Origin of the sequence: Variovorax rhizosphaerae, assembly GCF_037889975.1 — a bacterium.
Taxonomy (GTDB): Bacteria; Pseudomonadota; Gammaproteobacteria; order Burkholderiales; family Burkholderiaceae_C; genus Variovorax; species Variovorax rhizosphaerae.
Window position 1 is genome coordinate 31,619 of the sequence record NZ_JBBKZT010000004.1, and the last position, 20,702, is coordinate 52,320.

18 protein-coding genes are annotated in these 20,702 nt (G+C 66.9%); 7 read left to right on the forward strand and 11 right to left on the reverse strand.

Annotation, left to right across the window (positions count from 1 at the left end; all coding sequences use genetic code 11):
• Nucleotides 1-68 precede the first annotated feature (68 nt).
• Nucleotides 69-1,613 carry a Fic family protein gene (locus WKW82_RS09360; RefSeq protein ID WP_340342010.1) on the reverse strand — a complete coding sequence of 515 codons (1,545 nt, stop codon included), beginning with the start codon at nucleotides 1,611-1,613 and terminating at the stop codon, nucleotides 69-71.
• A 233-nt stretch (nucleotides 1,614-1,846) separates the two neighbouring features.
• Here WKW82_RS09360 and WKW82_RS09365 point away from each other — a divergent pair, with 233 nt between their 5' ends.
• From WKW82_RS09365 to WKW82_RS09385, 5 genes are all read left to right on the forward strand, one after another.
• Nucleotides 1,847-3,955 carry a PQQ-dependent dehydrogenase, methanol/ethanol family gene (locus tag WKW82_RS09365; protein ID WP_340342011.1) on the forward strand — a complete coding sequence of 703 codons (2,109 nt, stop codon included), beginning with the start codon at nucleotides 1,847-1,849 and terminating at the stop codon, nucleotides 3,953-3,955.
• A 460-nt stretch (nucleotides 3,956-4,415) separates the two neighbouring features.
• Nucleotides 4,416-6,869, forward strand: a complete 2,454-nt coding sequence (locus WKW82_RS09370; RefSeq protein ID WP_340342012.1) for a TonB-dependent receptor — start codon at nucleotides 4,416-4,418, stop codon at nucleotides 6,867-6,869.
• A gap of 136 nt (nucleotides 6,870-7,005) precedes the next feature.
• Nucleotides 7,006-7,692: a Fe2+-dependent dioxygenase gene (locus tag WKW82_RS09375; protein ID WP_340342013.1), complete on the forward strand. Its 687-nt coding sequence runs from the start codon at nucleotides 7,006-7,008 to the stop codon at nucleotides 7,690-7,692.
• A 46-nt stretch (nucleotides 7,693-7,738) separates the two neighbouring features.
• The gene (locus WKW82_RS09380; protein WP_340342014.1) at nucleotides 7,739-8,038 is read left to right on the forward strand and encodes a PepSY domain-containing protein; all 300 of its coding nucleotides are present in this window, start codon (nucleotides 7,739-7,741) and stop codon (nucleotides 8,036-8,038) included.
• Nucleotides 8,039-8,051: 13 nt separating this feature from the next.
• Nucleotides 8,052-8,603 (forward strand): cytochrome b/b6 domain-containing protein, encoded by a 552-nt coding sequence (locus WKW82_RS09385; RefSeq protein WP_340342015.1) that lies wholly within the window; start codon nucleotides 8,052-8,054, stop codon nucleotides 8,601-8,603.
• 285 nt (nucleotides 8,604-8,888) lie between these two features.
• Here WKW82_RS09385 and WKW82_RS09390 read toward each other — a convergent pair whose 3' ends face one another.
• Nucleotides 8,889-9,878, reverse strand: coding sequence for a tripartite tricarboxylate transporter substrate-binding protein (locus tag WKW82_RS09390; protein ID WP_340342016.1), 990 nt, complete (start codon nucleotides 9,876-9,878; stop codon nucleotides 8,889-8,891).
• Between the two features lie 177 nt (nucleotides 9,879-10,055).
• Here WKW82_RS09390 and WKW82_RS09395 point away from each other — a divergent pair, with 177 nt between their 5' ends.
• Nucleotides 10,056-11,051 (forward strand): SDR family oxidoreductase, encoded by a 996-nt coding sequence (locus tag WKW82_RS09395; protein WP_340342017.1) that lies wholly within the window; start codon nucleotides 10,056-10,058, stop codon nucleotides 11,049-11,051.
• A 52-nt stretch (nucleotides 11,052-11,103) separates the two neighbouring features.
• Nucleotides 11,104-11,982, forward strand: coding sequence for an alpha/beta hydrolase (locus WKW82_RS09400; RefSeq protein WP_340342018.1), 879 nt, complete (start codon nucleotides 11,104-11,106; stop codon nucleotides 11,980-11,982).
• Nucleotides 11,983-11,992: 10 nt separating this feature from the next.
• Here the strand turns inward: WKW82_RS09400 and WKW82_RS09405 are convergent, their stop codons facing one another.
• The 9 genes from WKW82_RS09405 to WKW82_RS09445 all read right to left on the reverse strand — a co-directional run bounded on the left by WKW82_RS09405 (nucleotide 11,993) and on the right by WKW82_RS09445 (nucleotide 20,566).
• Entirely contained in the window at nucleotides 11,993-13,348 is a 1,356-nt protein-coding gene (locus WKW82_RS09405) for a lipase family protein (protein ID WP_340342019.1), read from the reverse strand.
• Nucleotides 13,349-13,477: 129 nt separating this feature from the next.
• Nucleotides 13,478-14,407 (reverse strand): acetamidase/formamidase family protein, encoded by a 930-nt coding sequence (locus tag WKW82_RS09410; RefSeq protein WP_340335043.1) that lies wholly within the window; start codon nucleotides 14,405-14,407, stop codon nucleotides 13,478-13,480.
• A gap of 19 nt (nucleotides 14,408-14,426) precedes the next feature.
• Nucleotides 14,427-15,182 carry an SDR family NAD(P)-dependent oxidoreductase gene (locus tag WKW82_RS09415; protein WP_340342020.1) on the reverse strand — a complete coding sequence of 252 codons (756 nt, stop codon included), beginning with the start codon at nucleotides 15,180-15,182 and terminating at the stop codon, nucleotides 14,427-14,429.
• Nucleotides 15,183-15,256: 74 nt separating this feature from the next.
• On the reverse strand, nucleotides 15,257-16,048 hold the full coding sequence (locus WKW82_RS09420; protein WP_340342021.1) for an enoyl-CoA hydratase/isomerase family protein: 792 nt from the start codon (nucleotides 16,046-16,048) through the stop codon (nucleotides 15,257-15,259).
• A gap of 3 nt (nucleotides 16,049-16,051) precedes the next feature.
• Complete coding sequence (locus WKW82_RS09425) at nucleotides 16,052-16,882, reverse strand: SDR family NAD(P)-dependent oxidoreductase (RefSeq protein WP_340342022.1); 831 nt, start codon at nucleotides 16,880-16,882, stop codon at nucleotides 16,052-16,054.
• Nucleotides 16,883-16,902: 20 nt separating this feature from the next.
• Nucleotides 16,903-17,325, reverse strand: a complete 423-nt coding sequence (locus WKW82_RS09430; protein WP_340342023.1) for a MaoC family dehydratase — start codon at nucleotides 17,323-17,325, stop codon at nucleotides 16,903-16,905.
• A 21-nt stretch (nucleotides 17,326-17,346) separates the two neighbouring features.
• Nucleotides 17,347-17,787, reverse strand: coding sequence for a MaoC family dehydratase N-terminal domain-containing protein (locus WKW82_RS09435; protein WP_340342024.1), 441 nt, complete (start codon nucleotides 17,785-17,787; stop codon nucleotides 17,347-17,349).
• Nucleotides 17,788-17,799: 12 nt separating this feature from the next.
• Nucleotides 17,800-18,984, reverse strand: coding sequence for a lipid-transfer protein (locus WKW82_RS09440; protein WP_340342025.1), 1,185 nt, complete (start codon nucleotides 18,982-18,984; stop codon nucleotides 17,800-17,802).
• 22 nt (nucleotides 18,985-19,006) lie between these two features.
• On the reverse strand, nucleotides 19,007-20,566 hold the full coding sequence (locus WKW82_RS09445) for a long-chain-fatty-acid--CoA ligase (protein ID WP_340342026.1): 1,560 nt from the start codon (nucleotides 20,564-20,566) through the stop codon (nucleotides 19,007-19,009).
• Nucleotides 20,567-20,702: the final 136 nt, after the last annotated feature.

Below are 20,702 nucleotides of genomic sequence, written 5' to 3' on the forward strand. Positions count from 1 at the left end.
AAGGCCACGGCGGTTTTTTTTCGTCCGATCAGCGATGCGAGACGACCTTCAGCACTGTGCGGTTTGATTCACGGCCTGGTCGCGGCGGTCAGTGCCAGCAGGGCCTGCCCTTTGACAGTGAGCCGATAGCGTTGCAATCGGCTCGTGGGTTGGTTCGGCAAGGTCATTGCGAGCAAGCCCGCTGCAACTGCTGGCTGCAAATATGCTTCACGAAAGTGTGGGGGATGCTTCAATCCGAGTGCTTCCTGCAAAGAGCGGCGCGAGTGCTCACCTCCCGCGGCCAGCCGCAGCAGGCTCAGGACTTGGTCGGTGACTTGGTCGGTGACTTGGTCGGTGAATTCCGGGGTTGTCACTTTCGCGCTCGCATGCACAGGCAGCCGGATCACGAATGACGTGCGCTCGTCGTCGCTTTCGAACACCGGAGGCGGCGAGCCGTTGGCGGCCATTACTTTCAGGATCTTCGGAATGCCGGTCGCGCGCCCCTCGGTCAGTTCAAGTTCCTTCAGGAACTCCCCGATGCGCCGGTTGCGATAGCGGCGGCTCACCGCACGACCCGCTTGCAAGTCGGCCAGCTTGATCGAGCGATCTGGCCCCGGAAAACTCAGCACGACGAGTTCAGCACGGTCGATGCGCACCTCGATGGGCTCGCGCTCGTCATAGGCGCGGTGATAGACCGCGTTGACCACCGCTTCCTCGATCGCGGCATAAGGAAAGTTCCAGGCCCGCTCGGCCTCTGCGCGCTGCGGATGTTTGGTCACTGTCTGCGCCAGGTAGTTGCGCTGGATGTAGTCGAGCGCCTCGCGAGTCATTCGTCCCAGCGGGCCCTTGAACGTCTTTTCCTCGAAGCGATCACCGCCCGCGCCGTCGGGGAACCAGAGCACGTCGATCTGCGTGCCCGGAAAGAAGCGCTCTGGCGCTTCGTTGAAGAACAACAGCCCCACGTTCTTTGGCATGGGCGCTTCCGCCGCACCGCCGACCACGTTCATCTGCCGGCCCAGCGCTTCGGGCGACAGCGCGGGCGCGTCGTCGGCCAGATCGCTGCCCACCTCCGCCAGGAACTCCTGCATCAGCCGGGGCGACAGATCGCCAATGCGCGCAGCCTGCCTGAAGCGATCGTCGAATGGCACCTTCGCCGTCAGGCTCAGCAACTCCTGTTCGACCTCGCCTTTGGCTTCGACGGTGCTTGTATATCGGCGCACGTAGTAGTGCCAGTTCTTGTGCCTGGCCGTGACCGATGTCGGCACTTTGTAGGGCCGCGTCTGCCCACCGGGCACCCAAAGCACGATGAGATGGCGTCCCTCCACAACCTCGACGCTCAGCATTGGAAAGTAGGGCGGCTGGATCAATTGGCAATGGGCCAACAACTCCTGCTGGATCCTGTCGAGTCGGTCGACCGTCAGGCCCACTGGCGGAAATATGGGTTGCCCGTTGTCATCGCAGTCCTGCCCGATCACGACATAGCCGCCACCAAGGTTGGCGAAGTCGTTGGCGAACGCGCAGATGGTGCGCAGGATCGGATCCGGATTCCAGCCCGCCTTGTATTCGATGCGCTCGCCTTCTACCGTACGCTGCCGCAGCAGGTCGTTGATGTTGATCGGAAGCTTGTCAGGCATGGCAGGACTCTGGCAATTCGAATCGGACGAAGGTTGCGAAGGTAGGGGACATGAGGGGCATTTTCGATGCGCAGGACTGTGCCGGAGAGCCGCTGCACGATCATTTGAAAGCCAGCGTCGTCCAGTTTCCCAGTGCAGCGTGGCGGTGCTGTCGAGCGCCCATCGGGTATTCCCCAAGGTGAACAAAGGTCTCAATCAAACGATGCTCGGATCAAACAACCGGAGACGACTCGATGAGAACACTCAATGCCGGGCTGCTGCTCGGTGCGTTGCTTTGTCTTGGCGCCCCGGGCGTCGTGCAGGCGCAGGCCAAGGGCTCGCCGGAGGCCATCAAGGCCGCCACGCAGAAGGTCGACGGCAACTTCATCCGCGCCAACACCGCCAAGACCCCCGACTGGCCGAGCTACGGCCTCGACTATGCCGAGACGCGCTTCAGCAAGCTGGACCAGGTCAACGCCGGCAACGTCAAGCAACTGGGCCTCGCCTGGACCTACAACCTGGAGTCGACGCGCGGCGTCGAGGCCACGCCGCTGGTGGTGGACGGCATCATGTACGTCACCGCGTCGTGGAGCGTGGTGCATGCGATCGACGTGCGCACCGGCCAGAAGATCTGGAGCTACGACCCCAAGGTCGACAAATCCAAGGGCTTTCGTGGTTGCTGCGACGTGGTCAACCGCGGCGTCGCGCTCTACCAGGGCAAGGTCTTCGTCGCCGCCTATGACGGCCGCCTGATCGCGCTCGACGCGGCCACCGGCAATGTGGTCTGGGAGAAGAACACCATCGAGGGCCAGAAGGGCTCCTACACCATCACCGGCGCGCCGCGCGTGTTCAAGGGCAAGGTCGTCATCGGTAACGGCGGCGCCGAATACGGCGTGCGTGGCTACGTCACGGCCTACGACGCCAACACGGGCGACCAGAAGTGGCGCTGGTTCGTGGTGCCGGGCGATCCGTCCAAGCCCTTCGAGGATGCGTCGATGGCCAAGGCGGCCAAGACCTGGGACCCGTCGGGCGAGTACTGGAAAGCCGGCGGTGGCGGCACCGCATGGGACTCGATCACCTACGACCCCGAGCTCAACCTGATGTACGTCGGCACCGGCAACGGCTCGCCGTGGGCGCACAAGAAGCGCAGCCCCAAGGGCGGCGACAACCTCTACCTGTCGTCGATCGTCGCGCTGAATCCCGACACCGGCAAGTACGTCTGGCACTACCAGGAGACGCCGGGCGACAACTGGGACTACACCGCCACGCAGCCGATGATCCTGGCCGACATCAAGGTCGGCGGCAAGGCGCGCAAGGTGATCCTGCATGCGCCGAAGAACGGCTTCTTCTTCGTGATCGACCGGACCAACGGCAAGTTCATCTCGGCGAAGAACTTCACCGAGGTGAACTGGGCCACGGGCTATGACAAGAACGGCCGGCCGATCGAGGTGGCCGCCGCCCGCCAGAACGAGAAGCCGGGCGACAGCATCCCGGGCCCCTTTGGCGCGCACAATTGGCACCCGATGTCGTACAGCCCGCAGACCGGGCTGGCCTACCTGCCGTCGCAGAACGTGCCGCTGAACCTCATGGACGACAAGGACTGGAAGTTCGACGAGAACAAGGCGGGCCGGCCGCATGCGGCGCTGGGCTGGAACACCGGCATGTTCGCGAATGCGGAGCCGCCCAAGAGCAAGCCCTCGGGCCGCCTCGTCGCGTGGGACCCGGTGGCGCAGAAGGAAGCCTGGGGCGTGGAGCACGCCTCGCCCTGGAACGGCGGCACGCTGACCACGGCCGGCAACCTCGTGTTCCAGGGCACGGCCGACGGCCGCCTGGTCGCCTACAACGCCAAGACCGGCGAGAAGCTCTGGGAAACGCCCACCGGCACCGGCGTGGTCGCCGCGCCGGCGACCTACCTGGTCGATGGCAAGCAGTACGTGTCGGTGGCGGTGGGCTGGGGCGGCGTCTACGGGCTCGCGCAGCGGGCCACCGAGCGGCAGGGGCCGGGCACGGTCTACACCTTCGTCATCGGTGGCACCGCCAAGGCGCCCGACTTCGTGCAGTACAAGATGGACAAGCTGGTGCAGGGCGTGAAGTACGACCCGGCCAAGGTCGAGGCCGGCACCTACCTCTACGTCAGCAACTGCGTGTTCTGCCACGGCGTGCCGGGCGTGGACCGCGGCGGCAACATCCCCAACCTCGGCTACATGGACGCGTCCTTCATCGAGAACCTGGACAAGTCCGTGCTCGCCGGCCCGGCGATGTCGCGCGGCATGCCGGACTTCACCGGCAAGCTGTCGGCGGGGGACATCGATGCGATCAAGGCCTTCATCCAGGGGACGGCGGACGCCATCCGGCCGAAGTAGCCGGCGGTCTGCGGCAGGCGCTGGGTGTCGGCGGCGCTCGACGCGGCGACCTGCCGGCCGCTCCCTCCAGCCGCCAGCCGCCAGCCGCCAGCCGCCAGCCGCCAGCCGCCAGCCGCCAGCCGCCAGCGGCGCCCCCGGGAGCACGCTGTCTCGTGTCCATGGCGCAGCAATTGGGCGTGCTTCGCATGCATCGTGGAAAAAGCGGCGAACCGTGCTGAATCGCCAATCAGGGCACATTCAGGCGCCTCGCGCCGCCGTTCCCAGGTTGACAGTCTTGTAAAAGCGACACCCGTTTCGGTTTTCGCCAGGCCGTTGTCCCCGAAAGGACTACTTTCGCCAGTCGATCGATATACTCCGTAACAGTTCTCATTTGGCGAGCCAGAGCCTCCGCGTCCACCGCGTGTGTGCCAGCCAGCCTTCCACCTTGCCGCTGACAAAAAGCGGCTCTTCTGGAGGCCTCATGGCTCGTTCACGTCGTCTGCGCGTCTCGCGCTCCGTCCCATCCCCCGCATCCACCATTGGTGCCATCGCGCGCGAGGCCTCCGCCTTTCCGCTCGGCGCGCTGATGCTGGCCGCGTCCGTCAGCAGCTGGGCGCAGTCGCCGGCGCCAACGGCCGCTGCCGAGCCCAAGCCTGCGGGCACACTGCCCACCATCACGGCGACGGGGTCCGGGGAGACCGACAACAAGAACGATGTCCAGACCACCAAGACCAACATCGGCAAGGGCACGCAGGAGATCCGCGACGTCCCCCAATCGCTGACCGTCGTCACCGAGAAGCTGATGGACGACGTGCGCATGGACACGCTGAGGGATGCGCTGCACTACACCGCCGGCATCACCTTCGCCGCCACCGAGAACGGCACCGACCAGGACATCCGCCTGCGCGGTTTTCCGGTGGCCACCACCGGCGACCTGCTGATCGACGGCATGCGCGACCCCTCGCAGTACGACCGCGACACCTTCAACCTCGACCGCATCGAAGTGCTGCGCGGCTCAGCCTCGATGATCTTCGGCCGCGGGTCGACAGGCGGCGTGATCAACCAGGTGAGCAAGAAGCCGCTGCTGGCCGACCAGACCGACCTGCAGGGCACGGTGGGCTCCGAGGGCTACGTGCGCGGCACCGCCGACTTCAACAAGCGCTTGACCGAGACCTCGGCCCTGCGCATCAACGCCATGTGGAACACGTCCGACAACGGCGGCGCCAAGATCGACAAGAACGGCATCGCGCCCTCGTACAGCTGGGGCATCGGTACGCGTGACGAGTTCACCATCGGCGCGTTCCACCTCGACGTGGACAACATCCCGCTGTCGGCCATCCGCTGGTTGCCGAACGGCCGCTACGGCGTCTCCGGCTTCACGGCCGCGGGCCTGCCGACCATCGGACCAATGAGTTCCATCGCGGACATCCCGCCGGGCAACTTCTACGGCACCACCCAGGACAAGCTGAAGGGCGAGGCCAACTACGCCAATGCGGCCTGGAACCACATCTTCGACGACGGCAGCTCGCTGCGCACGCAACTGCGCAGCGGCACCTTCAAGCGCCAGCAGGAAACGACGGTGGCCGGCTTCCTCGCCACCTTCGGCCAGCCCACCACCGCCGCCAACCTCAACGACTTCACGGTGCTGCAGCGCGCCGGCCTCACGCCGCGCAAGGACGAGTACAGGGGCACCTATGTGCAGAGCGACTACAGCAAGGAATTCAACTGGGGCAGCACCAAGCACAGCCTGCTCGCCGGCATCGATGGCTCGAAGGAAGACACCGACCGCTACCAGAACAACGCCTACCTCTTCAACAACAGCGGGCGCGGCCTGGCGCTGGGCACGCGGCCGAACACCCTGGTCGGTACGCCGGACAACGGCGCGGGCCTGACCGGCACCGGCCTGACGCCGGTCTACCGCGACTCGAGCGGCTACTCGGCCAAGTCCTGGGGCGTCTATGCGCAGGACCTGGTGGAGGTGGCGCCGATGTGGAAGGTGCTGGGCGGCGTCCGGTACGACAAGCTCACCGGCGACTTCGACCAGTACACCTACACCAACCCCTCGTGCGTGAACCGCAACACCAACGCCACGATCGCCAACCCGACCAACGGGTGCACCGGCGGCGTGCAGCTCTACCGCCCGGGCAGCCCGTTCCCCGTGACCACCACCACGCACCTGTCGCAAGGCGCATGGAGCTACCGTGCCGGCGTGCTGTTCCAGCCCACGCCGACGCAGTCGTACCACATCTCCTACGGCACTTCGTTCAACTCGTCGGCCGACACCTACCAGTACGTGTCGCCGCAGACCGCCAACACGCCACCGGAGAAGAGCCGCAACTTCGAGATCGGCGCCAAGCTCGACTGGCTGGACGGCAAGCTGTCGACGCGCGCCGCGATCTTCAAGACCGAGAAGACCAACGAGCGCACCACCGACTCCGACTTCGCCGGCAGCTCCTACCTGTTGTCCGGCAAGCGCCATGCGCAGGGCGTGGAAATCGACGTGGTCGGCCGCCTCACGCCGCAGTGGGAGGTGTATCTCTCCTACTCGTACATCGACGAGGCCACCATCGACGCGGCCGGCAGCACTGTCGGCCCCGGCATCGTCGGCTCGCCCGTCGGCCTGACGCCGCGCCACAGCGGCGCGATGTGGGTCAGCTACCAGGCCACGCCCAAGCTGCGCTTCGGCGCGGGCATCCACGGCGCTTCGGAAAACCGGCCGCTGCAAGGTGGCTCGGGCGCTGCGAGCCGCACCGCCAGCACGCCGGGCTACGTGGTCGGCGACGTGATGGCCGAGTACAAGTTCACGCCGGACCTGTATGCGCAGCTCAACGTGAACAACGTGACCAACAAGCTGTACGGTGACCAGCTGTATCCGGGCTTCGTGATCGCCGGCGCCAAGCGCTCGGTGTTGTTCACGGTGGGCGCACGGTTCTGACCTGGCGCGCCCAGGGGGCGCGGCCTTGTTCCGCGGGTTGCGCTGCCGGCCCGCGGCAGGCGCTCCCGGGACGCAGAAGGCACGCAAGAGGGCACGCGGCCTTCGGTTCTGGTTCTTGCAGAGGTATCGTCGAGCGATGTTGCTACACATCAAGGAAGTACTGACCCCCGCCGAGGCGACGCAGGCCGCCGCCATCCTGGCGCGGGCCCCGTGGGAAGACGGCCGCCTGACCGCGGGCGAGCAGTCCGCCCAGGCCAAGAACAACGAGCAGCTGCGCGAGGACTGCGACGAGACGCGCGAACTGCAAGGCCTGCTGCTGCGCGGGTTGGAGCGACACCAGGTGTTCTTCTCGGCGGCCTTGCCCAAGCACATCTCGCCGCCGTTGTTCAACCGCTATGGCGGCACCGCGAACAGCTTCGGCAACCATGTCGACAGCGCGGTGCGCTTCCTGCGCAATGGCGCCGGCCGCGTGCGCACCGACATTTCCTGCACCGTGTTCCTGGCCGACCCGGACGCCTACGACGGCGGTGAACTCGTGATCGAGGACACCTTCGGCGAACAGCGGGTGAAGCTGGCCTGCGGCGACATGGTGCTGTACCCCGGCACCAGCGTGCACCGCGTGCTGCCGGTCACGCGCGGTCATCGGCTGGCCAGCTACTTCTGGATCCAGAGCATGGTGCGCAGCGACGAGCAACGCCGATTGCTCTACGAGATGGACAACCACCTGCGCCACTTGCGCAGCCGTTATGGCGAGACCGATGCCGGCGTGATCGGCCTCACCAGCACCTATCACAACCTCCTGCGGATGTGGCTGGATGTCTAGTGACACCGGTGACCGTCACGCATTGCATCGCTTTGAAAGGAACCCGATGAACTCCCCCCGCAAGCGCCTGCTCGCCACGCTGCTCGCCGCAGCCTCGATCGGCACGGCCTCCGCCCAGATCGTGGACCACAACGCGGTGAAATGCCCCGCCGTGCCCAAGGAAGAGATGAAGCCGCAGATGGAACTGCAGCGCAAGCTCACCAGCGAAGGCTGGAAGGTGCGGCAGGTCAAGACCTTCAACGGCTGCTACGAGGTCTATGGCTTCGACCCGACGGGCCGTCGCGTCGAGATGTTCTTCGACCCGAAGACCTTCGAGAAGGTGGGCGAGATCGCGCAGCCGTCCTGAGGGCGCGGCTGTCATGAGCCGCCTCGAGGGCGCATGGGTCCGCACCTGGAGCGTGCTGCAGCGCTTGCTGCACTGGTGCCTGGTGGCCGGGATCGTGGTCGCCTGGTGCTTCGGCGAGGAACGCCAGACACTGCACAACGGTGCAGGCTACCTGGCGCTTGCGGCGGTCGCGGTGCGGGTGCTGCTCGGGCTGGCCGGTGGCGGCAATGCGGGCTTTGCCAGCTTCGTGCGCGCGCCCGCTGCCGTGCTGCGCTACGCCGGGGAGGTGCTGCGCGGGCGCGAACGCCGGTACCTCGGCCACAACCCGCTCGGCGGCTGGATGGTCGTGGCGCTGCTGGCCTGCACGCTGGTGGCGTGCCTCACGGGCTGGCTCTACACGCTGGACGCGTTCTGGGGCATGGCCTGGCTGGACCTGCTGCACCGTGGCGCGGCCTGGGCGGTGCTGGGCCTGGCCTGCATCCACGTGTCAGCGGTGTTGTGGATGAGCTGGCGCCATCGCGAGAACCTTGCGGCGTCGATGGTGACGGGCCGCAAGCGCGCCACGGTGGAGCGGCGCGGGCCTTGACGCGTCGTGCACCATGCAGGCAGTGCCACGGGTCTTGAATTGAATCCGCGGCGATGAACTGATCTTGCCAACGGGCCAACGGGCCAACGGGCCAACAGGCCAACAGGCCAACAGGCCAACAGGTCGACAGGTCGACAGGTGGACAGGTCGACAGGGCGAGCGGGCGAGCGGGCGAGCGCCGGGTTCCGCGCAACGCGTCGAACGCGACGGTCCATCGGCATCAGGAAAAAGCCGCCGACCCTTGCGGGTGCGGCGGCAGTCTCGGGGACGCGTGGCGGGAGATGATCAGTCGGCGTACTGCCCTGCCGCCTTGATGACGGGACCAAAGCGCGCCACTTCCGCCTGCACGAACTTCTTGTGCTCCGCAGGTTCCACGCGCTTGTCGGTGACGACGACCGCACCCAGGCCTTCTTCCTTCTTGATGAAGTCCGGATCCTTCAGCGCGACCTTCAGCGCGTCATTGATCTTCTTCAGCACCGGCGCGGGCGTGCCCTTGGGCGCGTACAGGCCGTGCCAGATGGTGACCTGGAAGCCCTTCAGGCCCGACTCGTCCAGCGTCGGGATGTCCTTCAGTGCCGGGGTGGTCAGGCGCTTGAGCGTGGTCACGGCGTAGGGGTTGACCTTCTTGGCCTCGATCTGCGAGGTGGTGTTGGTGGTCTGGTCGCACAGGATGTCGATCTGGCCGCCGATCAGGTCGGCAATCGCCGGTGCGGTGCCCTTGTACGGCACCGGGGTCATGTCGGCCTTCAGCTCGTTCTGGAACAGCAGCCCGCACAGGTGCGATGCGGAGCCGATGCCGGCATTGCCCAGGTTGACCTTGCCGCCTTGCTTGCCGATCCAGTCGCGCAGTTCCTTGAAGTTCTTGGCTTCCAGCTGCGGCTTGCCGATGACGGTCATGGGCACGTCGTTGATCATGCCCAGGTACTCGAAGTCGGTCTCGTAGTTGTAGGGCAGCTTGCGGTAGAGCACCGGCGTGGTCGCCATGGCCACGTGCGTGAGCAACAGCGTGTAGCCGTCGGCCTTGGCGCGGGCGGCCTTGGCGTTGCCGATGGTGCTGCCGGCGCCGGCCGTGTTGTCCACGATGATGCTGACACCGCCGAGTGGCTTGCGCATGGCCTCGGCCAGATCGCGCGCGACGCGGTCGGTCGGGCCGCCGGCGGCGAAGGGCACGATGATGGTGACGGGCTTGCCGGCCGGGAAATCCTCGGCGTGCGCGGGCAAGGTGGCGGCCACCGCGGCGGCGGCGATGGCGGTGAAGGCGAGCAGTTGCTTCATGGGAGTCCCTATGGCCAAAAAAGGCGATCTTATCGACTGACCAGCGCCTGACCTCTCGCGATATTCCCTGTAGGACGGCGGGCAAATTTCGCTGCAGTTCATCGGTGTTGGACGACAGGCCGGAGGGGGGCTCGTGCCGAACATCGGACCCATCCGCATTCACCGAAGGAGACGGGCATGGCAAGTTCAACCCCCACCGCCGCCAGCGCGCGGGCCGCGCTGGTGCGCAGGCATGCCGCCATCCAGCGCGAGCAGGACGCGCGCGACCGCGCCACACCCGCCACCCGAACGAGCAGCAAGGCCGTGCAGGCCGGAACGCGGGTGCAGCCGAGCCGCCTGCCGCCAGACAAGCTCAGGAAGCCGGGAGGCGAGGCCGGCATGAAACTGCAGCCGCGCTACCTGGCGCCCGACTACCAGGGCAGTGGCAAGCTGGAAGGCATGGTGGCGATCGTGACCGGCGGCGATTCGGGCATCGGACGTGCGGTGGCCGTGCTGTTTGCGCGCGAGGGCGCGGACGTGGCGATCGTCTATTTGAGCGAAAAGGCCGACGCTGAGCAGACCTGCGCCGCGGTGGAGGCAGAGGGCCGGCGCTGCGTGCTCATTGCCGGCGACGTGCGACGCAGCGCTTTCTGCGAGCGCGCGGTGCAGCGGACGCTGAAGGCCTTCGGCCGGCTCGACGTGCTGGTCAACAACGCGGCCTTCCAGATGCATGCCGGCAAGATCGAGGACCTCAGCGACGAACGCATCGACCTCACGCTGCAGACCAACATCGGCGGCTACATGCGCATGGCGCGGGCGGCCGTGCCGCACCTGAAGAACGGCAGCTCGATCATCAACACCGGCTCGGTGACCGGCCTGGCCGGGAGCAGCAAGCTGCTCGACTATTCCGCCACCAAGGGCGCGATCCACGCGTTCACCAAGGCGCTGGCGCAGAACCTCATCGACAAGGGCATCCGCGTCAATGCCGTGGCGCCGGGGCCGGTGTGGACGCCGCTGAACCCGGCCGACAAGGAGGCCGGTGACGTGAAGAAGTTCGGCCGCGACACGGTGTTCAAGCGGGTGGCGCAACCGGAGGAGTTGTCGCCCGCGTATGTGTTCCTGGCCTCGCCGGTGTGCGCGAGCTACATCACGGGGATCGTGCTGCCGGTGACGGGGAGGGTGGGCGCGATCTGAAGCAGGTTCAAGGTCTTAGGATGGGCGTCCACAAGAAACGGAGACCGATCGCATGACGAGCAGCACCGAGACGCACTTCGACCTCACCGCCAACGATGGGCATGTCATCGAGGCGCACCGCTGGCTGGGCAGCGACGCGCCCCGCGCCGTGGTCCAGCTGGCGCATGGGATGGGCGAGCATTCATTGCGCTATCGGGCATTGGCCGAGGCGTTGACGCAGGCGGGTCACGTGGTCTATGCGAACGAGCACCGGGGCCATGGCAAGCGTGCGCAGGTGCTGGGCGAGCTGGGCGAATTCGGGCCGCGCGGCTTCGACGGGCTGGTGGACGACATGGCGCAACTCAGCCGCCATGCACGCGCCGCGCATGAAGGCCTGCCGCTGATCCTCATCGGCCACAGCATGGGCTCGTTCGCGACGCAGTACTACCTGGTGAAGCACAGCCACCTGCTCTCGGGCGCGGTGCTCTCGGGCACCTCCGCGTTGGACCTGCTGGGCGCCGCGCTGCAAAGCGGCTTCAAGCTGGAGGACATGAACACCGCCTTGCCTGACGTGCGCACGCCCTTCGACTGGCTGAGCCGTGACCCGGCCCAGGTCGATGCCTACATCGCCGATCCGCTATGCGGCTTCACGGTCACGGCGGAGGGCATGGGCTCGATGTTCGCCGGCCTGGCCGACCTGGCGCCGGCGGCGATGCAATCGCGCATCCGCGCCGACCTGCCGGTCTTCCTGTTCACCGGTGACCAGGATCCGGTCAGCAACAAGGCGCAGTGGTTCTACCCCCTGGTCGAACGCTATCGCGAGGCGGGGCTGCGCGATGTGTCCTGCCATGTCTTCGGCGGCGCGCGCCACGAGACGCTCAACGAGACCAACCGCGAGGAGGTGTTCGCGGTCCTCCTCGCGTGGATCGGGCGCGTGGTCGGCACGCGCTGAGCTTCGCCGCCTACTTGAGCGCGTCGAACAACCGGCGCGCTGCGGCGTGGCAGAAGGGCGGCTCGTAGGTGCCGTGGTAGGAGCCGTAGTAGGTCCTGAAGGCGGCCGAGGTCTGGTCCGTGGGCGCGGCACCGCCGGGGCCGTACGTCGCCTGGATCTGCGGGTCGACGTCGACCGAGGTCACCGTCGTCACGCCGCGCGCATCGAAGTCGGCTTTCATCGGGATCTGATGGACGATCGGCGGCACGGTCGGATCACCGGCGCCACCGCACAGCAGGGTGCGGGCGCGCGGGCTCCAGCCGAGCAGATCGTTCTTCTTCGCGGCGAGGTAGAAGGTGTTGGACGAGTTGGTCTGCGCGTCGCTCAGGAAGGCCGGCTGGAACATCAGGTCGCGCGCCTGCTCGGGCGATTCCCCGTTGGCGCCGGGCAGCGCGCCGCTGGTCACGAGCGTGGTGTAGTTGAGCGTCGCGCTCGGCAGCAGGCCCTCGATGTAGCTGTCATAGGGCGCCTTGAAGGCATCGCTGGTCTTGGCATAGATGTCGCCGTAGACCTTCTGGTAGGACGTGACCTGGAAGGGCACGAAGAACTGGTAGCCCAGCGGCGCAATGCCGAGCTTGGTCGCGCCGGACAGGTTGTACGGCCCGGCCAGGTGCGCGCCGGCGACCACGTTGAATTCGAGCGGGTAGTCGCGCTCGGCCGCGCGGTGCGCCGCCATGGACGAGTGGCCGCCCTGCGAGTAGCCGGTGAACATGACCTTGCCCGACAGGGTGCCCTGCAGGTTGGTCACGGCCACACGCGCCGCGCGGACGGCGTCGAGCACCGAGCGGGCTTCGGAATCGGCATGCAGGTAGGGGTGGAACGCGTACTGGGACTTGGCGAAGCCGAGGTAGTCCGTGGCCACCACGGCATAGCCCTGCGCGGCGTACATGGCGGCGAGCAGTTGCGTCTCAGGATCGGCCGGATTGGCCAGCGTGCGGGGCTTCTGCACGTCGGTGCCCTTGGCATAGGCCAGCAGCGGCAGAGCATTGGCGGCACACGCGCCGGCGGGCACCAACAGCACGCCCGATGCATTGGTGGATTCCCCCTTGGCGCCCAGCGTGGTGTAGTTGAGCGCGATCACGCTGACATCGCACTGCGCCAGGCCGCTGAGGGCCTGCAGGCCGCTGGACTTGGTGCCGGCGTCGATCTGGGCCTTGGTGAGCGTCGTGACCGTGGCCTGCGGTTCCACCAGCGTGCCGGTGCTGACCGGGGTGACTGGGGTCACGCCGGCGGGCGGGAAGAAGAAGCGGGGGCCGTCATCGCCACCACCGCAAGCCGTCAACAGGGTCGCCGCGGCGGCCACGCTCCACACATGCAAATACTTCATCGATAACTCCGATGTGATGTTGAACTTGCGGCCGGGCTGCGAGCCTCCCGGCGCGCATGCGAACACTACATCAGCAGGGGGAAATCGTTTCGCGGGATTGCCCTCAGGTCTGTCGTACGGGCGACGCGGCTATTCCAGGACGATCCTTGGGAAATAGAAGGAGACGACCCAGTTGGGCACGTCGACGATGGAGCTGATGCGCAGGTCGGCGCAGACGCTGCAGAGCATGTAGGCGTCGATGGGTTCGTAGCCGTAGCGCTTGCTGAGCAGTTCGACCATCTCGGAGACCGCCATGCGCGCGCCGGCCATGAGGTCGGGGCCGATGCCGGTGGTGACCTCGTAGCCCTTCTTGTCGAAGTGATCGGTGACCGGGCCGCGCGTGACGTAGCGCGGCATGCGCAGGTTGGCGCCCTTGATGAGTTCGAACTTGAGTGCGACGTCGATGGGGCTTTCGATGGCTGTGCCGCAGACCTCGCCATCGCCTTGCGCGGCATGGGTGTCGCCGACCGAGAAGATCGCGCCCTCGACCTCGATCGGCAGGTAGAGCTCGCAGCCCTCGGCGATGTCGCGCGCGTCCATGTTGCCGCCGACGTTGCGCGGCGGAATGATGCTGTGCAGGCCGGGCTCCGCGGGCGCGACGCCGATGGTGCCGGTGAAGGGGCGCAATGGCACGCGGCCGCCGGGGCCGTACATCGCGGGTGTGAGGCCGGGGTCGTAGTTCCAGTGGTGCAGGCGGGCGTTGGGGAACTGGTCGGTGAGCAGGCCGAAGCCGGGGATGTTGCCGGTCCAGCCCCAGCCCGAGGGCTTCAGCGACAGCACGGTGACCTTGAGTGCATCGCCGGGCTTTGCGCCATCGATGTAGACCGGGCCGGTGACGGGGTTGACGCGGCCGAGGTCGAGCTTCTCCAGGTCGGCGGCGGTGGAGGTCTTGTTCAACTGGCCCGAGGAGGCGTCGAGCGTCTCGAACTCGATGCTCTCGCCCGGGGCGATCTTCAACACCGGCGCGAAGGCGTTGTTCCAGCCGTGGTGGATGTGGTCCTTGTGGATCGTGTGGCCCATGACTGCGTGCTCCTTGCTGCTACACCGCGACGGTGAGCGCGCCGTCGATCACGAGGTTGGTGCCGGAGATGCGGCTGGCGGCCGGGCTGGAGAGGAAGACGACGCCCTTGGCCACCTCATCCGGCCTGCCGAACTTGCCGGTCGGGTTGACCTTGAGCGTGGAGGCATAGAGGTCGGGCATGTTGTTCTCGATGGTCTGCCAGATGCCGCCGTCGAAGTAGGTGTTGCCGGGCGACACGCAGTTGACGCGGATGCCCTTGGCGACGAGCTGGCGGCTCAGGCCCTTGGCATAGTGGATCAGCGCGGCCTTCATCGCGCCGTAGGAGCCGGCGGCGAAGTCGACCTCGAAGCCGGAGACGCTGGAGATGAGCACGATCGATGCGCTGTCGGATTTCTCGAGGAAGGGCACGGCCGCGGCCACGGCGTTGACCGTGTGCATCATGTCCGTGCGGAAGGACTTCTCCCAGGTCTCTGCACTGTCGCCGACGGCGAGTGCGCTGACGTTGCAGACCAGTGCGTCGATGCCGCCGAGTTCTCCCCCGGTGGCGGTGATCCATGCGCTCAGGGCGGCCGCGTCGGCCACGTCGACCGCCTGGCCGAAGGCGTTGACGCCCTTGGCCTTGAGGCTGGCAACTGTTGCTTGCACCTCTTCGGCCTTGCGCGCGCACAGCGAGGTGTGCGCGCCTTCGTCCGCGAAGCATTCGGCAATGGCGCGACCGATGCCCCGGCTGCCGCCGGTGATGACGGCGCGCTTGCCCTTGAGTCCGAGATCCATGCGAGCTCTCCTGTTGAGGGAGAGCGAATTCTGAGGGCGCGACGGCGTGATGTAAACGCTGTCTCGCCGATGTGTCAGTCGCGGGCCGTGCGGGCCAGGAAACGCGTGCACGCCGCGTTGAAGAAGTCGGCGCCCACATGCGCGCGCTGGGCGTCGCGTTCCTCGTCGAGTTGGCGCGCGAGCGTGTGGGCGGGTGCTTCGTCGATGAGCCGCCGCGTGTCGCGAACGGCGGCAGGGGACGCGTTGCCCAGGCGTTGCGCGATCGCATGTGCCTGATCGGCGAGCGCCGCGTCATCGAAGCTGCGCCAGATCAATCCCCACTGTTCTGCCTGCGTGGCGTCGATGCGATCGCCGAGCAAGGTGATGCCGAGCGCGCGGCTGCGCCCGACCAGGCGGGACAGCATCCACGTAGCGCCGAGGTCCGGCACCGCGCCCAGCTGCGGCACCTGCGGCACGAGGAAATAGGCCGAGCGCGCCGCGATCACGATGTCGGCCGCGAGCGCGATGCCGACGGCACCACCGACGCACGGACCGTTGACGGCGCAGACCACGGGCACGCGGCAGTCCGCGATGGCCAGCGTCAGCGGATTGCCTTCGCTCTCCATGTAGCCCGCGATCTGGGCCTGCGCATGTTCGCGGCCACCGCCGAGCACTTCGCCGAACCAGCCGATGTCGCCGCCCGCAGAGAATGCGCGGCCCGTGCCGGTCAGCACGATGGCGCGGGTGCCTTCGTTCGCGGCGCTTGCCTTCAACGCGGCAGCCAGGTCGATGATCAGTGCCGGGCTCAAGGCATTGAGCGCCTGTGGCCTGTCCAGCGTGAGCGTGGCAACGCCGTCTTTCAGCGTGGTGCGGACGTGCGTGCTCATGGCCTAGATTCCACTCAGGCCACCACTGCACACCAGCGTATGCCCGCTCACGTAGTCCGACTCCGGGATGCACAGCATGTAGACCGCGCCGGCCGCTTCTTCCGGCGTACCGCCGCGGCCCAGCGGAATCGTCTGCTCCATCATCGCCATGAGCCCGGGGTTGACGCCGACCTTGATCTCGCGCCCGTCGATGTTGGCCGTGCCCGCTTCCGCTGCATTGCCGGTGAGCCGCGTCTTGATCAACCCGTAGGCCACGCTGTTGACGGTCACGTTCATGCGCCCCCATTCCTTGGCCAGCGTCTGAGTCATGCCGACCACGCCGGCCTTGGCGGCGGAGTAGTTGGTCTGCCCCGCGTTGCCGAACAGCCCCGCCATCGACGAGATGTTGACCACCTTGCGCACCACGCGCCGGCCGGCCTCGGTGTCGGCCTTGCTCAGTGCGCGGATCACCGGCTGCACGGCGCGCAGGATGCGGAAGGGCGCGGTGAGATGGCAGTCGATCATCGCGTACCACTGCTCGTCGGTCATCTTCTGGACCACGTTGTCCCAGGTGTAGCCGGCGTTGTTGATGACGATGTCGAGGCCCTTGAACTCGCTCACGGCAGTGCCGACGAAGCGCTCGGCGAAGTCCGGTGCGGTGACGTTGCCGGTGCAGGCCACGGCCTCGCCGCCGATGTCCTTGATGGCCTGCACTGCCTCGTTGGCCGGCTCCGCGTCGAGGTCGTTGATGACGATGCGCGCGCCTTCGCTGGCGAGCTTGAGCGCGATCGCGCGGCCGATGCCGCGGCCCGAGCCGGTGATGAGGGCGACCTTGCCTTCGAGCTTGCGTGTCATGTGTGTTTTCTCTTGGAGTTTCAGGGCAATGCGACGATGGCTTCGCCGGCGATCTTGGTCTGGCCGAACTGGTTGGCGCTGTGCACCTCGATGCGTACGCAGCGCTCGCCGTGGTGGTCCGCCAGCTTCTCGACCACGCGGCCGCTGCAGCGCATCGCATTGCCCAGGTGCGTGATGCCCTGGAAGCGCGCCTCGAACTTGCGCAACCGGCTCTGCGGCGCCCAGCCGGTGACGACGCGGCCCAGCCAGGCCATGCCGAGCATCCCTTGCGCGAACACATCGGGCATGCCGGAGCGGCGCGCGAAGTCGGTGTCGATGTGGATCGGGTTATGGTCGCCCGAGGCGCCGGCGAAGAGGGCCAGCGCGGTGCGGTTGACGGGCGGCAGCTGCACGGCGGGAAGCTCGTCGCCGACTTGTACGGTGTCGAAGGTGAGGGTGGTCATGGTGGGTTCCGGCTCCCGCATTCAGTTCCTGCAGACGATGACGGTGCGCAGCTCCGCCACCAGCTCATCGCGCTGGTTGGTGGCGCGCGAGGTCTTCACGACGAACTCGAGTGCGCCGTTCTTCTTGTCGTAGATGTCCTCGATGGTCGAACGCACCGTGACCACGTCGCCGACGCAGGCGGGCCGGTGGTAGCTGAAGCCCTGCTCGCCATGCAGCAGCTTGGCCAGCGGGATCTGCAGGTCGGTCAGCAACTGGTTGGAGGCGCCGGAGTCGAGTTCGGCCGCGAAGAGGAAGGTGGGCGGGGCGGGCAGGTCCGGATAGCCGGCGGCGCGTGCGGCTTCGGCATCGGTGTAGACGGGATCGGTCTCGCCGATGGCCATGGCGAAGAACTGCAGGCGGCTGCGCTCGATCGGGAGCACCGATGCAGGCAACTGGTGGCCGATCCATTTCTTGTCGATCATTCAATGTCCCTTTCAGACGCGTTCGTAGAGGGTGACGACGCAGGCGCCGCCCAGGCCGAGGTTGTGTTGCAGCGCGAGCCGCGCGCCTTCGACCTGTCGCTTGTCGGCGGTGCCGCGCAGTTGCTGGACCAGCTCCGTGCACTGCGCGAGTCCGGTCGCGCCGAGCGGATGCCCCTTGCTCAGCAGGCCGCCGGAAGGATTGGTGACCACCTTGCCGCCATAGCTGTTGTCGCCATCGCAGATGAACTGCTCCGCGCCGCCGATCGGGCACAGGCCCAGCGCCTCGTAGCTGATGAGTTCGTTCTGCGCAAAGCAGTCGTGCAGCTCGACCACATCGACATCGCCGGGTCCGATGCCGGCCGCTTCATACACCTGCTGCGCCGCAGCCTGCGCCATGCCGAAGCCGACCACCTCGCGCATGTCGCGCGCCTCGAAGCTGATCGGCTTGTCGGTCGTCATGGCCTGCGCCTTGATGCGCACGCTGCGGTCCAGGCCATGGCGTTGTGCGAAGTCGGCCGAGCAGATGATGGCCGCCGCCGCGCCGCAGGTGGGAGGGCAGGCCATGAGCCGCGTCATCACGCCGGGCCACATCACCGGCGCGTTCATCACCTCTTCTTCCGTGACCACGTTGCGGAACAGCGCGAGCGGGTTGTTGGCCGCATGCCGGCTGGCCTTGGCGCGCACCTTCGCGAAGGTGGAGAGCTGGGTGCCGTACTGCTTCATGTGCGCCAGGCCCGCGCCACCGAAGTAGCGCAGCGCCAGCGGAATCTGGGGCTCGTCGACAAGTTCGTTCGCTGCGTTGTCGAAGCGCTCGAAGGGCGTCGGGCGGTCCTTGAACACTGCCCCCAAGGCCCCAGGCATCATCTGCTCGAAGCCCAGCGCCAGCACGCATTCGGCCGCACCGCTGGCCACGGCCTGCCGCGCGAGGAACAACGCGGTCGAACCGGTGGAGCAGTTGTTGTTGACGTTGACGATCGGGATGCCGCTCATGCCGACGTCGTAGAGCGCGGCCTGGCCTGCGGTCGAGTCCGCGTAGACGTAGCCGACATAGGCCTGCTGCACCAGCTCGTAGCCGATGCCCGCGTCGGCGAGCGCCGCGCGCGTGGCCTTCGCGGCCATCTGCGGATAGGGCTCGCTCGCGCCCGGCTTGGTGAAGGGGATCATGCCGACACCGGCGACAAATACATCCTGGGTCATGGATAGCTCCTGGGTAAATGGTTCAAGCGACTGCTCTTTCACGCCCTTGCCAGAAGGGCTCGCGCAATTTGGTCTTCAACACCTTGCCCGCCCCCGACAGCGGCAGCGCCTCGACAAAGTCCACGCTGCGCGGGCACTTGTAGCCCGCGATCAGCGTCTTGCAATGCGCGATCAAGGCCTCGCACTCGACCTCCTGCTGCGGCTTGCGCACCACCACTGCATGCACCGACTCGCCCCACTTCTCGCTCGGGATGCCGATCACCGCGCAGGCCGCGACGGCAGGGTGCTGCGCGATGGCGTTCTCGACCTCGGCCGAGTACACGTTCTCGCCACCGCTGACGATCATGTCCTTCAGCCGATCGGCGATGAAGATGAAGCCGTCCGAATCCATCCACGCGCCATCGCCCGTGTGCATCCAGCCGTCACGCAATGCGGCAGCGGTGAGCTCTGGCTTGTTCCAGTAGCCCTGCATCACGTTCGGCCCGCGCACCACGACTTCGCCGACCGTGCCCAGCGGCACCTCGTCACCGAAGGGGTCGACGATGCGCACTTCCATGCAGTGGCTGGCCCGGCCCGCCGAGCGCAGCTTGCCGAGATGGCGTGCCTCGGGCGTGTGGTACCAGGCCGGGTTGACGGTGGCCACCGGCGACAGTTCGGTCATGCCGTAGGCCTGCGTGAACTCCACGTTCGGCAGCGCGGCCATTGCGCGTTCCAGCACCGCCTCCGAGATCGGCGATGCGCCATACGCGATGCCCTCCAGGGACGACAGGTCACGCGTCTTCTGCATGGCCGGATGGTCGACCAGCATCTGGATCATCGTCGGCACCAGCAGCGTGTGCGTGACGCGGTCGCGCTCGATGGTGTCGAGCACCTGCTCGGGGTTGAACATCGGGATGATCGAATGCGTGTTGCCTTCGATCCAGTGCGGCGTGGAGATGCCCATGTCGGCCAGGTGGAACATCGGCGCGGCATGCAGGTAGGTGCCGCCGGGCGAGGCCAGCCCTTCCGCGCGCAGGGCCAGGCCGGAGCTGCAGAGGTTGGTGTGGCTCAGCATCACGCCCTTGGGGAAACCGGTGGTGCCGCCGGTGTAGAAGATGCCGGCCAGGTCCTCGCCTCGGCGCACGGCGTCGGGGACTGGTGTGGCGTCGCGCAGGAGGGTTTCGTAGTCGAGCATGTTGGCGTGGGCTTCGCCATCGCCGCAATAGATGACGGAGCGCAGCGTGGCGGCATCGCGGCGGAAGGGCTCGACCAGCGGCGCGAAGGTGGCGTCAACCAGCAGGATGATCGAGCCCGAGTCGTTCAGCGAATAGAGGATCTCGGGCGCGGACCAGCGGATGTTGCAGGGGTTGAGCACGCCGCCGCCCCACAGCACGGCCATCTGGTATTCGAGATAGCGGTCGGAGTTGAGCGACAGCATCGCCACGCGGTCGCCGGGCTGCATGCCGAGCTTCTGCAGTGCGCCGGCCAGGCGTGCAACGCGGTCGGCGAACTCGCGGAAAGTGCGCTCGCGGTCGGCGAAGCGTACAGCGATGCGGTCGGGGTGCTGCTGCACGGCGCGGTGCAGTCCTTGGGTGAAGTACATGTGGCTTGTCTCCTCGGGCCTTCGGGAAATCCGCGGCCTGTTGTGTAGGGCCTCATGGTAGAAATCGGCGGCCTCGCAAGCGATTGCGCTTTGCATCGATCCGATGGCAAAAGACCTCAACCCGACCACCTTGCCG

What these genes read in the sequence shown, in the direction of transcription:
- WKW82_RS09415 (WP_340342020.1), bottom strand. Translation starts at nt 15,182, where the DNA reads ATGGATCTCGGACTCAAGGGCAAGCGCGCCGTCATCACCGGCGGCAGC.
- WKW82_RS09390 (WP_340342016.1), bottom strand. Translation starts at nt 9,878, where the DNA reads ATGAAGCAACTGCTCGCCTTCACCGCCATCGCCGCCGCCGCGGTGGCC.
- WKW82_RS09395 (WP_340342017.1), top strand. Translation starts at nt 10,056, where the DNA reads ATGGCAAGTTCAACCCCCACCGCCGCCAGCGCGCGGGCCGCGCTGGTG.
- WKW82_RS09410 (WP_340335043.1), bottom strand. Translation starts at nt 14,407, where the DNA reads ATGGGCCACACGATCCACAAGGACCACATCCACCACGGCTGGAACAAC.
- WKW82_RS09435 (WP_340342024.1), bottom strand. Translation starts at nt 17,787, where the DNA reads ATGATCGACAAGAAATGGATCGGCCACCAGTTGCCTGCATCGGTGCTC.
- WKW82_RS09425 (WP_340342022.1), bottom strand. Translation starts at nt 16,882, where the DNA reads ATGACACGCAAGCTCGAAGGCAAGGTCGCCCTCATCACCGGCTCGGGC.
- WKW82_RS09370 (WP_340342012.1), top strand. Translation starts at nt 4,416, where the DNA reads ATGGCTCGTTCACGTCGTCTGCGCGTCTCGCGCTCCGTCCCATCCCCC.
- WKW82_RS09420 (WP_340342021.1), bottom strand. Translation starts at nt 16,048, where the DNA reads ATGAGCACGCACGTCCGCACCACGCTGAAAGACGGCGTTGCCACGCTC.
- WKW82_RS09375 (WP_340342013.1), top strand. Translation starts at nt 7,006, where the DNA reads ATGTTGCTACACATCAAGGAAGTACTGACCCCCGCCGAGGCGACGCAG.
- WKW82_RS09365 (WP_340342011.1), top strand. Translation starts at nt 1,847, where the DNA reads ATGAGAACACTCAATGCCGGGCTGCTGCTCGGTGCGTTGCTTTGTCTT.
- WKW82_RS09440 (WP_340342025.1), bottom strand. Translation starts at nt 18,984, where the DNA reads ATGACCCAGGATGTATTTGTCGCCGGTGTCGGCATGATCCCCTTCACC.
- WKW82_RS09430 (WP_340342023.1), bottom strand. Translation starts at nt 17,325, where the DNA reads ATGACCACCCTCACCTTCGACACCGTACAAGTCGGCGACGAGCTTCCC.
- WKW82_RS09380 (WP_340342014.1), top strand. Translation starts at nt 7,739, where the DNA reads ATGAACTCCCCCCGCAAGCGCCTGCTCGCCACGCTGCTCGCCGCAGCC.
- WKW82_RS09445 (WP_340342026.1), bottom strand. Translation starts at nt 20,566, where the DNA reads ATGTACTTCACCCAAGGACTGCACCGCGCCGTGCAGCAGCACCCCGAC.
- WKW82_RS09405 (WP_340342019.1), bottom strand. Translation starts at nt 13,348, where the DNA reads ATGAAGTATTTGCATGTGTGGAGCGTGGCCGCCGCGGCGACCCTGTTG.
- WKW82_RS09400 (WP_340342018.1), top strand. Translation starts at nt 11,104, where the DNA reads ATGACGAGCAGCACCGAGACGCACTTCGACCTCACCGCCAACGATGGG.
- WKW82_RS09385 (WP_340342015.1), top strand. Translation starts at nt 8,052, where the DNA reads ATGAGCCGCCTCGAGGGCGCATGGGTCCGCACCTGGAGCGTGCTGCAG.
- WKW82_RS09360 (WP_340342010.1), bottom strand. Translation starts at nt 1,613, where the DNA reads ATGCCTGACAAGCTTCCGATCAACATCAACGACCTGCTGCGGCAGCGT.